General features: G+C 62.2%; 13 protein-coding genes and 1 pseudogene. 5 read left to right on the plus strand and 9 right to left on the minus strand.

Annotated elements, in window-relative coordinates:
• Positions 1-263 (minus strand): transposase (locus C5F48_RS06795; protein ID WP_146170564.1); only part of this gene is annotated, 263 nt, incomplete at its 3' end.
• 813 nt (positions 264-1,076) lie between these two features.
• On the opposite strand from C5F48_RS06795, the gene repA reads away from it, so the two are divergent.
• The 3 genes from repA to repC all read left to right on the plus strand — a co-directional run bounded on the left by repA (position 1,077) and on the right by repC (position 4,686).
• Entirely contained in the window at positions 1,077-2,285 is a 1,209-nt protein-coding gene (gene repA / locus C5F48_RS06800; RefSeq protein WP_107663157.1) for a plasmid partitioning protein RepA, read from the plus strand.
• Positions 2,285-3,307, plus strand: coding sequence for a plasmid partitioning protein RepB (gene repB, locus C5F48_RS06805; protein WP_107663158.1), 1,023 nt, complete (start codon positions 2,285-2,287; stop codon positions 3,305-3,307). The genes repA and repB overlap by 1 nt, the downstream gene beginning before the upstream one ends.
• Before the next feature lie 254 nt (positions 3,308-3,561).
• A complete protein-coding gene (gene repC, locus C5F48_RS06810; protein ID WP_170139727.1) occupies positions 3,562-4,686 on the plus strand; it encodes a plasmid replication protein RepC in 1,125 nt (374 codons plus the stop codon).
• A 1,465-nt stretch (positions 4,687-6,151) separates the two neighbouring features.
• Here the strand turns inward: repC and C5F48_RS25665 are convergent.
• From C5F48_RS25665 to C5F48_RS06825, 4 genes and pseudogenes are all read right to left on the minus strand, one after another.
• A complete protein-coding gene (locus C5F48_RS25665) occupies positions 6,152-6,331 on the minus strand; it encodes a hypothetical protein (protein WP_146170565.1) in 180 nt (59 codons plus the stop codon).
• Positions 6,332-6,676: 345 nt separating this feature from the next.
• Complete coding sequence (locus C5F48_RS06815) at positions 6,677-7,840, minus strand: ATP-binding protein (RefSeq protein ID WP_107663160.1); 1,164 nt, start codon at positions 7,838-7,840, stop codon at positions 6,677-6,679.
• Positions 7,841-7,878: 38 nt separating this feature from the next.
• Positions 7,879-8,691: pseudogene (locus C5F48_RS06820) on the minus strand (recombinase family protein).
• 305 nt (positions 8,692-8,996) lie between these two features.
• Positions 8,997-11,885 (minus strand): bifunctional diguanylate cyclase/phosphodiesterase, encoded by a 2,889-nt coding sequence (locus C5F48_RS06825; protein WP_107663161.1) that lies wholly within the window; start codon positions 11,883-11,885, stop codon positions 8,997-8,999.
• A gap of 424 nt (positions 11,886-12,309) precedes the next feature.
• Here C5F48_RS06825 and C5F48_RS06830 point away from each other — a divergent pair, with 424 nt between their 5' ends.
• Together C5F48_RS06830 and C5F48_RS06835 are read left to right on the plus strand one after the other, a co-directional pair.
• Positions 12,310-13,017, plus strand: coding sequence for a sensor histidine kinase (locus C5F48_RS06830; protein ID WP_107663162.1), 708 nt, complete (start codon positions 12,310-12,312; stop codon positions 13,015-13,017).
• Positions 13,018-13,559: 542 nt separating this feature from the next.
• Positions 13,560-13,838, plus strand: a complete 279-nt coding sequence (locus tag C5F48_RS06835; protein WP_107663163.1) for a hypothetical protein — start codon at positions 13,560-13,562, stop codon at positions 13,836-13,838.
• A gap of 214 nt (positions 13,839-14,052) precedes the next feature.
• Here the strand turns inward: C5F48_RS06835 and C5F48_RS06845 are convergent, their stop codons facing one another.
• From C5F48_RS06845 to C5F48_RS06860, 4 genes are read right to left on the minus strand one after another with little or no spacing between them, the layout of a single operon-like run.
• A complete protein-coding gene (locus C5F48_RS06845) occupies positions 14,053-14,457 on the minus strand; it encodes an OsmC family protein (RefSeq protein ID WP_107663165.1) in 405 nt (134 codons plus the stop codon).
• Positions 14,454-14,681 (minus strand): thioredoxin family protein, encoded by a 228-nt coding sequence (locus C5F48_RS06850; RefSeq protein WP_107663166.1) that lies wholly within the window; start codon positions 14,679-14,681, stop codon positions 14,454-14,456. Before C5F48_RS06850 ends, C5F48_RS06845 begins: the two co-directional genes overlap by 4 nt.
• Positions 14,682-14,692: 11 nt before the next feature.
• Complete coding sequence (locus C5F48_RS06855) at positions 14,693-15,691, minus strand: permease (protein ID WP_107663167.1); 999 nt, start codon at positions 15,689-15,691, stop codon at positions 14,693-14,695.
• Positions 15,688-15,963 carry an ArsR/SmtB family transcription factor gene (locus tag C5F48_RS06860; RefSeq protein ID WP_107663168.1) on the minus strand — a complete coding sequence of 92 codons (276 nt, stop codon included), beginning with the start codon at positions 15,961-15,963 and terminating at the stop codon, positions 15,688-15,690. Before C5F48_RS06860 ends, C5F48_RS06855 begins: the two co-directional genes overlap by 4 nt.
• Positions 15,964-16,231 lie beyond the last annotated feature (268 nt).

A 16,231-nucleotide genomic window follows, 5' to 3' on the forward strand; every position in this document is an offset into this window, starting at 1 on the left:
GCCGCTTTCTTGAGGATGTCACGCTCCGCCCGAAGCCGGGCGACCTCTTTCTTCAAGGCTGCAATTTCGGCCAGATCGGCCCGCATCTGCCCGTTCCCGGGGAACGCTGTGGCAGGGGTTGCGGTCAGTTCACGCATCCAGCGACGCAGCACGCTCTCCGCCACGTCAAGGTCACGGGCCGCCTGCGCTACCGCTACGCCACGGTCCGTCACCAGTCTGACGGCCTCGATCTTGAACTCACGGCTGAACTTCCGTCTCGTCATATCTGCACTCCAGTTCCTTGGGCACGATCTTATCTTCGTGTCCACGAAACCGGCAGCAGCTCATCAGGAGGATATGGTGCTGGCAACAGGCGTGGGACAGCGCTATCTGATCGAACTGGAAGCGGGCAAACTGTGAGCTGCTACCGCCGCTCAATCTGCCGCAGGCGAAGAACTAACTATGAGAGGCTGGTTCGAGACCGGCATGGTCGCAGATCTCACGCTGGGAACAATGGGGCCGAGCATGACTTTTGCGTCGGACTGGCTCTGTCTGGGCGATGCCTTTCAGGTCTCGCGGACCCAACCGCAGGCGGGCCGCGCGCAAGAGGTGCTGGAAATTCGAGTCTCGGGCGCTCTGTCGCCGCGAACAAAGACTTCTTTCGCACCTGCGAGCTCATCTTGTGGCGGCTCGTCCGAATCAACCAAGGCCACCCGCTAGGTTCAGCGATCGCCGGGCATTCTGTCGTGACAGGAAGCCGCGACGGGCTGCTCCGCCCGGCAATCGAATTTCTCAATGAAATCATCGGGCTGGAGGACCAGCTTTCCTGACGACCAGACGACCGGCAGCGGAGAACCTCTAACTCTCCAGGAAACTCCTTCATCATCAATGACTTACGAGATACGTTTTATCTACTGCATGAAGATGCTGCGGAATAATCCACAGGCCACCCCAGAAATTGGTTGCCCGTTCGGCACATGAGTGGCAATTCTGCTCATAGATGCCCCGGCTTCTCTTGTATGGAACTAGCCATGCACCGAGGGCTTCGCCATACAAGATCGAGCAAGAGCCCGACGACGGGCCGAAATGAGGGCAGTATGAACGAAACGAGCCTCCTGAGGCGGACGTTTGATTCAGACCGGATCACCGAGTTTGCGGAGAGCTTGGCGAGTTCGCTCGACCGACAGATGAAGAACGCCTATCGGCCCGAGGAGCGCAAGACCCTCCGCCTCTTCTCCGCGCGCGAGGTCTGCGAGCTCACGGGCATATCGAACTCGAACCTCAACACGCGGCTGGCGGACGATCCCGATTTCCCGCAACCGGAGACCGACGCGCGCGGCCATCGCTGGTTCAGCGCGGAGAAGATCGACCAAATCCGCGATCACATGTATCGGACGGGAAAGAACGTCCTGAGCTACCGGCCTGGCAGGCAGCCCGGCGACGCCATGCAGGTAATCTCGGTGGTCAACTTCAAGGGAGGCAGTGGGAAGACGACCACGGCCGCCCATCTGGCGCACAAGCTTGCCTTGGACGGATACAGAGTGCTGGCGCTGGATCTGGACGCGCAGGCGAGCCTGACGACGCTGTTCGGCTATCGTCCCGAACTTGAATTCCAGGAGCGCGGGACGATCTACGACTGCCTGCGCTACGATGAGGAACAGGTCGGCATCGAGCATGTCATTCTCAAGACCTACTTCCACAATCTCGATCTGGCGCCGGCGGGCCTTGTGCTCGCGGAATACGAGACGAACACGGCCTACGCGCTGAGCCAGCGCATCACGCCCAACTTCGCCGAGCGTCTCTCGATCCAGCTGGAACGAGTCCAGGATCGCTACGATGTGGTGATCATCGATTGTCCGCCCCAGTTGGGGTTCACCACCTTGACCGCCCTGTCGGCTTCATCCGCGCTCCTGGTGACGGTGGTGCCGAGCATGCTCGACATCGCCTCGATGTCGCAGTTCCTGAGCCTCGCCGGTGATCTGTTCAGGACGATCCAGCATCACACCAACAGACCTGAGCCGATCTCGTGGAACTTCGTGAAGTTCCTGCTGACCAGGTTCGAACCTTCGGATGGTCCGCAGACCCAGATGGCCGCCTATCTCCGGACGATCCTGAGGGATGAGGTCTTGACGAACCCCATGCTCAAGTCGACAGCCATCAGCGACGCCGGCATGACCCAGCAGACGGTGTTCGAAGTCGATCCGACCAAGCTGGTCCGCAAGACGCTCGACCGCGCCGTCCAGAGTTGCGCTGCGGTCACCGACGAGATCGAGGCCCTGATCCAGAGATCGTGGGGGAGAGTCTGATGGGCAGAAAGAACATCTTCGAGGCCGCCATCGCCTCCCCTGCCCCGCCATCGACCAACCCCTCGTCCCTGCGGCGGCCGGAGGCTCCCTCTATGGCGTCTCTGGGCAGCAGCCTGCGCGAAATGGCGGCCAACGGGATCCAGGATCTTGATCCCGCGCAGATCGACATGTCCGGCATTCAGGACCGCCTCGAGTTCGACGCCGAAGAAATCAGCAAGCTCGCAGAGAGCATCCGAACGCACGGGCAGCAGGTGCCCATCCTTGTGCGGCCGCATCCCGACCGGATGAACCGCTTCACGATCGTCTACGGTCGGCGGAGACTTGCGGCCATCCGCAGCCTCGGAAACGGCACACGCATCAAGGCCATCGTCCGCCATCTCGAAGATGATGCAGCGGTCATCGCGCAAGGCCAGGAGAACAATCTCAGGATCGACCCGTCCTTCATCGAGAAAGCGCTTTTTGTCGGCGAGCTCCGGAAGGCCGGATACGAGAACCAGGTCATTCAGGACGCCCTCGGCGTAGACAGAACCGCCATCTCCAAGATGATGACCGTCGTCGAGAATGTCCCCCACGACGTGATCCTGTTCATCGGCGCAGCCCCTGAACAAGGTCGCCGTCAGTGGACGGAGCTTGCGCAGATCGCAAGAGATGAAGCTATTGATATTGCTAGCCTTATCCCAACCGTGGCACCGGAAGGGAGCACGGGCGCGCAGCGCTTCGAGATCATCATCGAGGCTGCCAGAGACAAATCTGCCGCTTATGCGGCAAGGCTTGCCGAGCAGAAGAATGCCACTGTGCCCGCGGTCACAGTGGCAAAATCATCTTCAGGCGGCCGCCCGGCGACGAAGCGTTTCGACCTTGGCGGTCGACATGTCGGGACCATGAAGAAGACCGGCCGTAGCATTTCGCTGAATGTCTCCTTGAGACATCAGCCGCAGTTCGGACAGTGGCTCGAGGAGAATGCCGATGAAGTCGTCGCGCTCATCCATGACCGCTGGACGAAAAGCCGGGAAGAGGGCTGAGGCCCCTCCCCCATCATCAACCCGAGCAGAAAAGAAAGGAGCGCACCGGAGACCGTAAAAAGAAAGAGCCCCCCGAAGTGTCCCTCGGAGAGCCCAGCTAGTCTTGTCTTTTGCACCTTCATCACTAGCAGCCTCCACTGTGCCCGTCAACAACAACTGATTCAGTTGACGGTGAAGTTTTGCCTCCAGTCCTGTGAAGGATGGGCAGGGCGCGGGATACGCATGGGCCAGCGGTCGCCCGAAGCGATACAGGCATGTCATTTCAACGAGCAATTCCGCAGGTCAACCCTGCGAACGGCTTCGCTCTGCCCGGTGGCGGGGCGGATCCTATCTGGAGCATCTATCGCAACCTTCGTGATGCGGCGTCGGCTTTCGGCTTGAAACCGAAGGTCATGCAGACACTGGCGGCGCTCCTGAGCTGCCTGAAGCCCGGCAAGGGCACGATCTGCTTCGCATCCAACAACGAGTTGCAGCGCCGTCTGGCCGGGGTCAGCGACAAGACGATCCGCCGGCACATAGCCGAACTGGCGGCGGCAGGCGTTCTCCAGAGGCATGACAGCCCGAACGGCAAGCGATATAGCTCCCGCGATCCGCTCAGCGGCGAGGTTGAAGCTTACGGCATCGACCTTAACCCCATGATACAGAAGGCCCCACTTTGGGAGAAAGCTCTTGCGGAACTCGAGTCTGAAGCCGGTCGGATCAGACACTGCCGAACGAAGCTTCTGGCGCGCCTTGCCCGCATCGACGCCCACGGGGATATCCAGATCGACACCGACGCCATCAGGAAGATCCTGCGGCGCAAGTCGGTGACGTGCCAGGATATCGAAGGCCTGCTACACGCCGCGGAGAAAGCGCTCGGATCGATGGAAGGCAGCGCCCTGCCCTCCAGTGAGACCGCGGCCACGGCCGGTATCGCCGCACAACCTCAAATGTCCGCCTCTGGCGGTCAAAACGACCGTAATCTTTCTAAGTCTGAAACTAAAGACAAAGAAATAGATAGCACTCGACTGAACAGCACGACTACAAGCGGAACCATTGGCGAAGTGCTTGGGAAGCTGCACAGAGCTTGTAACGACGCGATGCAGTTTGCGCTCGAGCCCATTGGAAGTTGGCAAGGGGTCCATCGACACGCCAAGATGCTGGCGCCGATGATCGGCATCGACAAGGGTCTCATTGAGGCGGCCAGGATACGCCTCGGAGATGATCAAGCGGCCCTTTCGATCATCGCCATGGTCCAGCTGCAGCCCCGCGTCAGGAACATGCAGGCTTATTTCCGTAGCCTAATCACCGGCCGACGCTCGGACGGCTTCAATGTGGCGCGTCTGCTCGACAAAATGGAAATGTCGTCGATGCGCAGGAAACCTGGCTTGGCGGCGTGATCATGTTTGAACGGGACCGCTGCCGAATTACGGCCTCCCCTGCCCCAAACCACGGCTCGGCTCGGCTCGGCTCGCGTCGAATATCGAAGCCGCTCACGAATATCAACCAAGACTCAGGCCCTTACTCGCTGTCACAGTGACATGGCCCGGCCGCGGGTGCCGATCTGCCCTGCCCCAGCCAGTCAGTGGTCCTGGCCTGTGCCCGCGGGCACAACGGCAGCCAGTCGGTCCGGCACGAGGTCGCACAGGATCAGCCTTGTCGTCCATGTCCAGCCCGAGCGTTCCAGTCTCGGCAGAGCCGCTCCAGGAGGGCCTTCGGACTGTTCGTCGTCATGTTGGGGAACATTTGGTTCGAGTGGTCGAGGATCGTCAACATGGCCGGCGGACTCTCCTTGAGCGCTGAAACCAAGGGGCAGCGGTAAAGCGCGGCCATGGTGAAAGCGGGGGTGATCTCGCTCCGGAATATCCTGGTCTCGAACTCTTTGATCGGGTGACGATACGCCCTTTGCACTCTTTGCCGCTGTCGGTCAGCTTGTCGAAGTTCCCCGCAACCCGGGCTACGATGAGCGACACGCATTGGTCAGGATCCCGTCGTCAGAATGGACGACCCCGAGCTCCATCAAGTCGGCGGCTTCCATCTCCATCTCCGCCCTTCACGCGGGATCTCGATCATCGACCGCCGGAACGACATGAGACGCGTCATGACCAGCGCCACGCGATCACGCTTATCGATGGCGAGAGCAGCGGATCCTGCGACCGCCGAGCCGCGGTCGGCCACGCAATAGTCCCTGCTCCTGTTGTTTAGAACGCGAAACATTGAGGCCCGGAATACCCCATCCATGTTTTCGGAGACACGCAGATTGCTTCTGACATGGCTTCACTCTGAAAGATGCTAATCTGCGGCCCTAGCCACTGTGCCCGCGGGCACAGATCGGGAGGATTACGTGGGTCTACATGGCGGCGGCAAATAATGCGTTGCGCGAGGGCAGCCGATGCTCGGCATTCAGCCACTGTGCCCGCGGGCACAATTCTGTTTTCATCTTGATCTGCACTGGCAGACGTCGGGTCTGGCTATGAAACGCAGCTTGCTCACAGAGGTCCGCGGCACAGCCCCCGAAAGTATGTTGTCTACTTTGAGGGCGACGCAGACGGGGTAGGGGGGCCATGCGCCGGAAATGGTGATGGGCGGGCCTTCAGCCACTGTGCTCCGGGGCACGACGGGGCAGTCAACCATGCGCATATTCAAGACCCAAAGCGCCGTTGAGACCAAGGCCGAGTTCGCCCCCCGCCATTGCAGCCCTGCCGCCGACCACCCCACCCACGGACACAGAACGTAAAGCCAGCTTCACGTCCGCTTTGGAGTGATTTGTGGCGATGACGAGAGGTGGGGCGCTCTGGCCGATTGCCGTCCGGCTTCCAGCCACTGTGCCCGCGGGCACAGCGCACCGAACAGTCGCTGCGTGCCTCAGCCGTACAGGGGGCTGCCAGTGACCGAACCGTTGCGCGCCACGTCGAACGCAACACTGCCGACAGCATGCGAGGCGACAAAGGCGGCCTGCGCCGTGACGTGCGATCCGATAGCAATATACTCTGTTTGTGCGCCGGCAGGGGCAACCTTGGCCTGCTCTCTATGGTTGCGGCCCATCAGCCTGCGGACTCCCGGGCCTGCGTTGGGGAGGGGGCGGACCCAATGGATGCGCGGACGCAGCCGCTCAGGAGCGTCAACCAGCCGTTTGCAGCATCAAATAAGGTCACCGAGACGACGGTTCGCGAAGATCCCCTGCGCCTCGCCTTCCTGCAACGGCCGGCAAACCTCAGCCACGATTATGAGCCCGGCCAACCGTAAGCTATCAGCCGCAGTCACAGGCATAGAACCAGTCGTCGACATGGAACCTCGGCGTCTGGTGACGCCGAAAGTCTATCCCAGCCGCCCGCACAACTAATCCGCAGGGTCTCCTCGCCGCTTATAGCTCAGAAACGACGTCGGGCGCTACAGATCGCGCAGCTGACCCACCGCCGTTGCCAGAGGCATTGCGCGCAAACCTTCACCTGCGGGGACTTCCCGTTCACCAGCATAGACCAGCAACTTTCGATCAGCCCTGATGTCTTCGACCGCCAGATGAAAACCCCGCGACACCTTCGGAGCAGTTGTGCGTTTGATTTCGATCGCCCAGATTTCGTCACCAGGAAGCCGCAGAACAAGGTCGAGCTCAGCCCCTGCGGAAGTCCGGTAGAAGAAGGGTGCGGTTCCCGTTGGCGCTGCGGCGATAAGGTTCTCTATGCAAAACCCTTCCCAACTCCCACCGACCACCGGATGCCCCAGTACGCTTTCCATGGAGCCTAGGCTGAGCAAAGCATGGACGAGACCGCTATCCCTCACGAAAACCTTTGGCGACTTGACGAGGCGCTTGCCGGCATTCTCGTACCAAGGCTGCAGGCGCCGCACCAGCATGAGATCGACGAGCAAATCAAGGTATCGTCCCACCGTCTGACCTGAGACGCCCAGACCCTCGGCCAGCGCGGCGGCATTCAGCAGGCCACCCTGTGTGTGCGCCAGCATCGTCCAGAAGCGGCGCAGCGTAGTCGCCGGGATGCGCGGCCCGAGGGCAGGGATATCGCGCTCCAGATAGGTGCGGAGAAAATCCTCACGCCAGTCCATGCTGGACCGGTCGCTGTCTGCTTGGAAGCTGTCAGGGAAACCGCCACGCAGCCACAGGTCGTTCAACCTTTCCTGGCCTACTTCGTCCAGCAGGAGGGGCGGCATTTCGATATAGCGAACTCGCCCGGCAAGGGACTCAGCCGATTGATGTAACAGCACATTCGACGCCGACCCGAGAAGCAGGAACTGCCCGGTGCGGAACCCTCTACGCCGGCGCATGTCGATCTGCCCACGGAGGTTCTTGAACAGGTCCGGCATCTGCTGAACCTCATCCAGGATCACCAGCTTGCCGACCTGTTCATCCAGGTAAAGATCGGGCTCTGTGAGGATCTGTCGATCCGCGTCTCGTTCCAGGTCGAGATAGACAGATGGGCGTCGCTCTGCTAGCTCCAGCGCAAGGGTGGTCTTGCCAACCTGCCGTGGCCCCAAAAGGACAGCAGCCGCTTGGCTTTCAAGAGCGGATAGCACGGTCTGACTGGTTCGGCGTTGGTACATACCTTGCAATTACTCCATAGCGTGGATGATTTCCAAGGTTATTCTAAGCCAGTCAAGTCCGGCCCCTCGGCCCGTTCCAACAGCATCTGGTGACAACTGTCAGTTCGTCCGGCTGGGGGATGTGCTCCGCGCACAGCCTCCAGCCGGTTGCCGACGGCCTAAAGGGTGCTGATGGCGACGCAATGACGGGCAGGCGGTCGTCGGTCTCGCGCCTACCGGCTCGGCCCAGCACGTTCTCGGGCAGGAAGCCGTCGCGAACATAGGCATTCATGGCGCGCGGCAGTCGACTCTGTGTCCACTCACGCTCGCGGGGCAGGGGGCCGTTGACAATGCGCACCACGTCTTCCCAGGCCATGTCGGGCCGCAGGCGGCTCACATGGGCCACGCAGTCCTGCGCCATCTCGTTCAGGCACTCCATGTAGCGGTCCTGCCGCGCCAGCCGCGCCTTACGCCGCGCCGCCGGATCGCGGGCGCGCTGGCCCGGGTTCCCGCCGACCCGGCCTTTGGCGGGAGCGCTGGCGAGCTCGGCTTTCGTCCTTTCCCGGATCAGGGCGCGCGCGAACTCGGTCGCGCACCCAGAGCCTGCAACGACGGGATGACCGTGCATTTGGCCTCAAGCCGCTCGACAGCCTCGAGGAGATGCGGCAGCGACCGAGCAATGCGGTCGATGGGCGCGACCACCAGCGCATCGCCCCTGCCGATCTGCTCCGGCGCCGGGGCCAGCTCCGGCCGCGCCCGCCCGCCCGCCCGAAGCCCGCTCTTCATGGCTGCGGCGCAGCAGCCGGCGGATTCTTTGCCCGCGGCCGGGGCAGGGGGGCCTGATCCCGGGTCGGGACGCGGGCCCGCCCGATTGGGGGGCGTCAAGCCAGCCGTGCGCGGCGGCCGCTGAGGTGCAGACGCGATAAGCGCTACTTATCGGGGGTGAAACTGATCGGGGCGGGACTGACCGGTTGTGATCATAATAGGGATCTAACTGTCACAAGAGGTGCATCTTATTGAATTGTAAGTAAGAATGCCATGTCCACGAACGCCCGGCGGTTGCGCCATGGCGGGATCGACGCGCCTGAAGCTCAAAGGCGCCGTCGCTTGGGCGACAGCCCGAACAGCGGAAGCCAGACGACACCGAGGATAGCACCGCCCTTGAGGCGCGGCCCCATCAATCCGCTATGCCGCGGCTTCCGACCTGCTCCTTCAGATCCACCACCACAACCCCGGCCTGCGGCCATCCCTCCGCCTCGGCATCCTTTGGCGCGACAGCTCGACCATAGAGATAGCCTTGCCCCAGATCACATCCTCTCGCCCGCAGATAGCTCTCCTGCTCCCTGGTTTCGATACCCTCGGCCACCGTGGTGATGCCCAGCCCGCGAGCCATCTGCAGAACGGCCTCCACGATCACGGCGCTCGCTGTGTCCGCCTGAGGCAGGCTGGAGACAAACGATCGGTCGATCTTCAGGACATCTACCGGGAACTCGTGGATATGTGTGAGGGAGGCATAGCCGGTGCCGAAGTCGTCCAGGGCCACCGTCACGCCTGCCTCGCGCAGGGTCACGAGAGCGGCGCCTACCCTGCCGGCCAGCTGTCCCAGGAAGACGGACTCGGTGATTTCGACCTCGAACCCGGATGGCGGAAGCCCAACCTCCGCCAATCGGGTGAGAAAACGTTCGGCGAAGTCCCCCCGAGCAAAGTCCGAGCCGCTCACGTTGAAGGCCACCTTGCCGACCGTCACGCCTCGACTTTGCCAGTATTGGCAGTCAAGCAGTATGCGGTCGAGCATGCGCGAGGTGATCTTCGGCGCGAGCTCGGCATCGTCCAATGCTGCGGCGATTTCGGCGGGAAGCTGCACCTGGCCTTGCGCATCCGTCCACCTCAGCAATGCCTCGACACCAACGCGCCGGCCTGTCCGAAGGTTGATCTTTGGTTGGTAGAAGGGCTGGATCCGACGGTCCGCCAAAGCGCTGCGTGCCTTTTCCAACATCGCCAGACGCTGTTCCATGGCAAGCAGCAGGGCCGGTTCAAAGCCGCGGATGCTGCCGGGATGGTCGGCTTTGGCGGCATAGAGGGCAAGGTCAGCGCTTTTTCGGAGATCCTGCGGGCGTAAGGCGTCCCTGGGCCAGAGCGCCGTGCCGATGCCGAGGCTGATATGCACCTTCTGTTCCTCGATATCCACTGGATCCAGAAAGCTCGATAATATCCGGTGGCCAGCCTCCAGCAGGGCGCCTTCAGCATGCAGTTCCGGCAGCACAACGGCAAATTCGTCCCCTCCCAGGCGCGCCACCGTCTCCTCGGGTCCGACACAGGAGCGCAGCCTGCGGGCCACTTCCCGCAGGACGGCATCTCCCGCTGCGTGGCCCAAACTGTCATTGAGGATCTTGAACTTGGTGAGATCGATCAGGATCAAGCCGACAAGCTGCCCTGTATCTCCTGCGCGGGCTATCGCCTCGTCCAGCCGTTCAACATAGAGGAGCCGGTTCGGCAGCAAGGTCAGCGGGTCGTGAAGCGCGCCCCACCGCAGGTTTTCCTCAATCGCCTTACGCTCGGTGACGTCAACCATCGAACCGACAGCCCGCGTTACCCATCCTTCCTCATCTCTGACAAGCTGCGCACGGGAGAAGGCGTGAAGGTAGCCGCCGTTGGGCATCCGGAACCGGTATTCGGCGATCCATGGGTTCGCGGTCCCCTTCATGGCTCTCTTGATCCCTTGCACGACGCGCCGGCGGTCATCCGGGTGTATGCGGTCGCACCACCAGTCCCATGAGGTGGAAAGTCCAGTCCGCTCGCTGCCGAAAACCGTCTCCAGAGCGCCGCTCCACTCGATCCGATTGGTGGCCGCGCTCCAGTCCCAGATGATGTCATTGGAAGCGCCGGATGCGAGCCGGTAGCGTTCCTCGCTTTCGCGCAGCGCCAGCTCTGCCTTGACCTGATCGTCGATGTCATCCAGCACGCCATACCAGGCGATGATGTTCCCATCCTGACCACAGCGCGGACGCGCCCTTGCCCGAAACCAACGATAGGCGCCGTCCGCCTGCCGGATGCGGTAGCGGCCATCCGCGGTTGCGGATGCGCCTGCGGCAATGGTCTCGGTCCACATGGCGAGCACGCCGGGAAGATCATCCGGATGAACGACGGATCGCCAGCCATCCCCCAAGCCCGCCTCATTCGGGAGACCCACCAGCTCGCCCCACCTAGGGGCGATTTCGATGATGGAGCCGGCGCCATCGCCAAGCCAGGGAATTTGTGGATTCAGTTCGATCGACGCCCGGTGATGATCCTCGCTTCGACGCAAGGCATCGATAGCCTCGGCAAGCTGCGCCCGGTCCGCCGCTGTGGCTTGGGCCACCCGGTCGTTGCGATAGACCACGCCGAGACCCGAGCCGATGATCAATGTCGCAGCCAGAAGAATGATGCTGGTCAGGCTGTCCGGTTCCAGCGTCGTGCCCTCAGAGATGACAACGCCGGACGGCACGACGGTCAGCGCCGCCATCGCCACGAAATGAAGTCCGAGGATGGCTAACGCCAGTGCCGCCGCCGTCGGCAGCGCAAGTGGTGACACCGGGCTACGCTGCATGAACCAACCCGCCAGGCCGCTGAGCCCGACGCCTAGAGCAAGCGCCAACAGAATGAGGGGGGTGTCATGCAGGAAGTCGCCGCCAAACCGCAAGGCGGACATGTCCAGGAAGTGTGCGGCGGCGATTCCAGCTCCCGCGATGCACCCGCCGATCAATCCGTAACTGCGCGCTCCCGCAAAGGCCACAAGCCATCCGGTCGTCGAAAGCAGGATACTGGCTGCGAGGGCATTGACGGCGCTGGGGAGATCGACCTGGATGTTCAGCACGGGCATGAAGCCCAGCATGGCTGTAAAGTGAGCGCTCCAGATCGAAACGCCACAGATGACTCCCGCCATCACCAACCAGGAAGTGCGGCGCGACGCGATACCGCGTTGCAGGAGGATGCCGGTCGTAATACTGCCCAGAAATCCAAGAGCCACTGCGAAGGCGACTTGTCGAAACTCGTGCTCGACTGCGATGCTGGTGTAGATGCGCCACATGTGCCGATACCTCGCCTGGGCCCCAGCAGCCGGGCCATGCCATGTGCCATTCGGGGTCCTCGGCCGCTGTCGCAGATCCTGAAGGACGACAGAAAGTCAGCGAGCAGGAAGAGCCCGACGAAATCGATTGTACTGCCAGGTCGCCGGATCCTCCAGCGCTAAGGAGCGATCGCCACAAGCTGTGGTTGTGGGCCTTCCTTTCTGGGCTGCTGGGGCCCCGGACGGCAGGATGTTCATTGTTGCGCGTCAACCAGCATGCGACGGACATGCTGGTTGACGCGCTACACGGGGCGTCGGCGACAACGTGCCAATCCTCGTCAGCCGTGGCGAAATGCCCCATCGCCAGCATGTGCCCCAAAAATGTGCGCGACATGGCCTAACCGACTGTATATTCGACGATAATCCAGCTTGCGATTCGTGACGAATGGCCCGCTATATCCGCTTTTCCAATGCTCGTAATGGGAACCTCTTCATGGACGCCGCCACGCATGAACTCCTCGAAAACGTCGACGCGACGGAGGCGGATCATCGTATCGCCAATCATATGGCCATGCTGTCCGGATATGTCCGGCTGAAGGTCGGCGAGCTGTCCGCTATGCCGGATGCGCCGGAAAAGATCACCACGCTGCGGCTGGTCGAGAGCATCGGCGCCCAGATCGCCGCGGTCGCGGAGCTGCACCGCATGCTGACCGCGCGGAGCCGGTTGCACTCCGGCGACATTGGCGCACAGCTCTCCAGTATCTGTGACGCGTTTCGGGCCGGACCAGCCTGCAAGGCGCTGATCAGCTATGACGGGGATCCGGATTGCCTTCTGCCGGTGCACAAGGTGCTGCCGGTCTCGCAAATCGTCAGCGAGATGGTCACCAATGCGCTGAAGTATGGTCACCGTGCTGGCTTGGTGGGAATGGTCAAGGTGAGCTGTCGGAAGATGCCTGACGACGGCGGGCTGCTGATTTCGGTCGAGGACAATGGCAACGGGCTGCCAGACGTGACGGCCGGGGCCGGTTCGGATCCGCTTGCTGGGGGGGTAGGAGTGCAACTGGTCCGCGCCTTGGCCAGGCAGGTCGGGGGGGCGATCAGCTACGACTCCTCGCCGGACGGGCTTACCTTCCGCTTGCTTGTGGAGGCCTGAACAAGATGAAGCGCGCCAATCTGCCGTAAGATGCGAGCGCATACCACGGAAGATGGCCAACTTGGTGCGCTTACGGCAACTCGGGCCGACGCCCAACAGAGGGTCGAAAGCGACCGGACGGTCGCGCCTTCGCCCTGGGATGAGTGGGTCTTCGGACCGAAATCAGGTCGGGCTCGGGAGAAAGGTGGCGGCATCCCCGTTTTCGGAAAGCGCGTTCGGAAGGGGCAGTCTGATGCTGCAGCGCAGCCCGTCCGGCTCAAATCGGAGTTCAACCGCGCCGTCGAGCGACGCGTGGAGATGGCCGGGTCCAAGCCAAGTCGTCCATTCTGAGTGCGGCACACCCGCTTGTCCCGGCCGCCCGCCCTGCGGAGGCGAAGTTCGATCTTGTGGCGTCATGAGCCACTCTAGCCACCTCCGCGATGTCGGCGGCGCGTGTCCATTCGACGCACGGGCGCCACCATGCCAATCGCCTGAACCACGATTGCCCGTCATCTCGTGAGGGGATAACCAATTTTGCTCGGAAATCTCACGGGATCAGCATCATGAATGACGACTTCGGAAAACACGCCACCCAGGTCCCGCGCCTGGTGATGGAGCACTACGCTGATCTATCTCCAGCTGGCAAAGCTGTCTTTCGGAAGATACTCGACCATGTCAAATCACTGACCGCAGAGGAACTCGCATCTGGCGAATGTGGCGACTTCGAGGAAGTGACCGGCGAGCTTTCGGTGGAGTTGTCTGACGAAGACAGGATCACTTTGCTTATGCTTGTGAATGCCTTGAAGTCAGAAGACTCCTGGTCGGGCAGGCGGCTCAACTAGCCCGCCACAGAACTTGCGCCATCAAGACGGACCTTCCACGCAGAGCATCTCGTCCCACGGGCGGGAGATCGCCCTGCGCATATGGGCCTTCAGGGTGTTGATACCATCCGTGGAAGCGACCCGTAGCATCGACGCGCCATCCGGCAAGACCTGTCCCGCCCCCGCGGGGCCGAGGTCGGCTGGCGGGTGGTGGTCGTGGTCATGGGGCATCTCGTCAGACCTTTCGGGTCAGGGCCCCTTCCAGCGGCACCGCGCCAGACAGCGTGTTCGAGATCGTGCCGTATTTCAGGATGTTGCGATGCAGGAGGTCCAGTCGCTGGTCCGTCTCGGCGCTGTCCACGGTGATTTGGTAGCGGATCAGCGTCAGCTTTGGCGGTGCGTCCTGCCGGATCGCCTCCAACGCAACCTCTGCGCCCTCGATCTGAAAGGCCAGCATTGGCGTCACCCGCTCGATGCCTTTCAGCATGCAGGCGGCAAGGGCGGACAACAGCAGTTCCACCGGGTTCATCGCATCGCGACGCCCCGCCAGGTCGGTGTCCAGCACAACCTCTGCATCCTTCGCCACCGCCAGACTGCCGTGGCTGTCGATGCGACGGGCGTGGACCCGGTATTCGGTCACAGCAGACGGCCGATCTCATCTGCGCTCAGCACCTTACCCGCTGACAGCACCTTTTCATCCACGACAAGGCCCGGCGTGGATATCACGCCATAGGCAGCGATTTCGGCGAAATCGGTGACCTTGATGATCTCGGCCTCCTTGCCTGCCGCTTCCGCAGCTGCTTTGGCATTCGCGCCAAGTGTGACGCATTTCTTGCAGCCCGAGCCGAGGATCTTGATGATCATGATGTATCCTTTCAGATGAACCAGGTGGTGAGGGCATTGAAGGCGAAGCCGATGATCAGGATGCCCACCGTCACGACGCCGGTGAAGGTGGCCAGCAGCGGCAGCTTGACCACGCGTTTGAGCAGGATCAGCGAAGGCAGCGACAGCGCGGTCACCGCCATCATGAAGGCCAGCACGGTGCCAAGCCCCACCCCCTTGCCCACCAGCGCCTCGGCAATGGGGAGCGTGCCGAAGATATCGGCATACATCGGGATGCCCACCAGCGTGGCGACCGGGACCGCCCACCACTTGTCCTGCCCGAGCAGCGCCCCGATGGTTTCGGCTGGCACCCAGTTGTGGATCGCCGCGCCGATACCGACCCCGATCAGCACATAGGGCCAGACCTTGCGCACGATCTCCATCACCTGATCACGGGCGAAGACCACACGTTCGGCCCGGGTCAAGGTTTCCTCCGCATCCGTGACCGGAACATTGCGCACAAAGCCGGCGACCTGATCCTCCATCCCCAGCTTGCCGATGATCGTGCCGCCGATGACCGCGACCAGCAGCCCGACGCCGACATAGGCAAGCGCAATCGGCCAGCTGAAGATCGAGGCAAGCAGGATGACCGAGGCCATGTCCACCAGCGGGGACGAGATCAGGAACGAGAACGTCACCCCCAGCGGCAGACCAGCGGCGGTAAAGCCGATGAACAGCGGGATGGAGGAGCAAGAGCAGAACGGTGTGATCGTGCCCAGCAGCGCCCCGAGGATGTTCGCGCCGATGCCCGACCGACCACCCAGAATGCGGCGGGTGCGCTCGGGCGGGAAATAACTCTGGACGTAGGAGATGGCGAAGATCAGGACGGAGAGCAGGATGAAGATCTTGATGACGTCATAGACGAAGAACTGCACCGATCCGCCGATGCGCGACGCCGGGTCCAGCCCCACCGCCTGCACCCTCGAGGTCACCAGCTCGGAAAGCCACTGCATCCGCAGAAGCTGGTCATTCATCCAGGCGAAGACGTTCACGCCATCACCTCGTCGACCAGCGCTGCCGCCAGAAGCGCCCGCAGAGGCGGCGGCAGGTCGGGTCGGATCCGGTAGCGCACCCATTGCGCATCCCGCCGGTCCACAACCAGTCCGGCGTGCTTCAGCACCTGCATGTGCCGCGACATCCGGCTCTGCGTCGCCTCAAGGCGCCGCATCAGATCGCAGACGCAATGCTCGTCCCCATCCTGAAGGATCCGCATCGCGGCAAGTCGGGTGGGCTCGGCCAGCGCGGACAGAGCGGTGAGTATCATGGGAATTCCTCAGCTTTTGCGCAGTTGCGCATGAGCTGATGAACAGCGCCTTGATGCAGATCAGGACTGCCAGCGGCTTCAATAGCCTCTACGCCTCTCGCTCAAGCTGCCTTGTTCCGTTTCAGCTTGGGTGCAAGACCGCCTTCGTGGACGACTGCGAAGCAAAGGCACTGGCACATCGGCCACTGACGCAGGTTAGCAGTCCCGGCCAGGCAATGCGGTAGCATCGCGCTCGAGCTGTGCTTTGCATGCCGATCTGACGGGCTGC

This window comes from Cereibacter changlensis JA139 (assembly GCF_003034985.1).
Lineage (GTDB): Bacteria > Pseudomonadota > Alphaproteobacteria > Rhodobacterales > Rhodobacteraceae > Cereibacter > Cereibacter changlensis.

Bases quoted from the DNA above. Each gene is read 5' to 3' on its own strand.
- repA (WP_107663157.1), top strand. From the start codon at position 1,077: ATGAACGAAACGAGCCTCCTGAGGCGGACGTTTGATTCAGACCGGATC.
- C5F48_RS25665 (WP_146170565.1), bottom strand. From the start codon at position 6,331: ATGGGCCGCAACCATAGAGAGCAGGCCAAGGTTGCCCCTGCCGGCGCA.
- C5F48_RS06835 (WP_107663163.1), top strand. From the start codon at position 13,560: ATGAATGACGACTTCGGAAAACACGCCACCCAGGTCCCGCGCCTGGTG.
- repC (WP_170139727.1), top strand. From the start codon at position 3,562: ATGTCATTTCAACGAGCAATTCCGCAGGTCAACCCTGCGAACGGCTTC.
- repB (WP_107663158.1), top strand. From the start codon at position 2,285: ATGGGCAGAAAGAACATCTTCGAGGCCGCCATCGCCTCCCCTGCCCCG.
- C5F48_RS06815 (WP_107663160.1), bottom strand. From the start codon at position 7,840: ATGTACCAACGCCGAACCAGTCAGACCGTGCTATCCGCTCTTGAAAGC.
- C5F48_RS06830 (WP_107663162.1), top strand. From the start codon at position 12,310: ATGGCCCGCTATATCCGCTTTTCCAATGCTCGTAATGGGAACCTCTTC.
- C5F48_RS06850 (WP_107663166.1), bottom strand. From the start codon at position 14,681: ATGATCATCAAGATCCTCGGCTCGGGCTGCAAGAAATGCGTCACACTT.
- C5F48_RS06825 (WP_107663161.1), bottom strand. From the start codon at position 11,885: ATGTGGCGCATCTACACCAGCATCGCAGTCGAGCACGAGTTTCGACAA.
- C5F48_RS06860 (WP_107663168.1), bottom strand. From the start codon at position 15,963: ATGATACTCACCGCTCTGTCCGCGCTGGCCGAGCCCACCCGACTTGCC.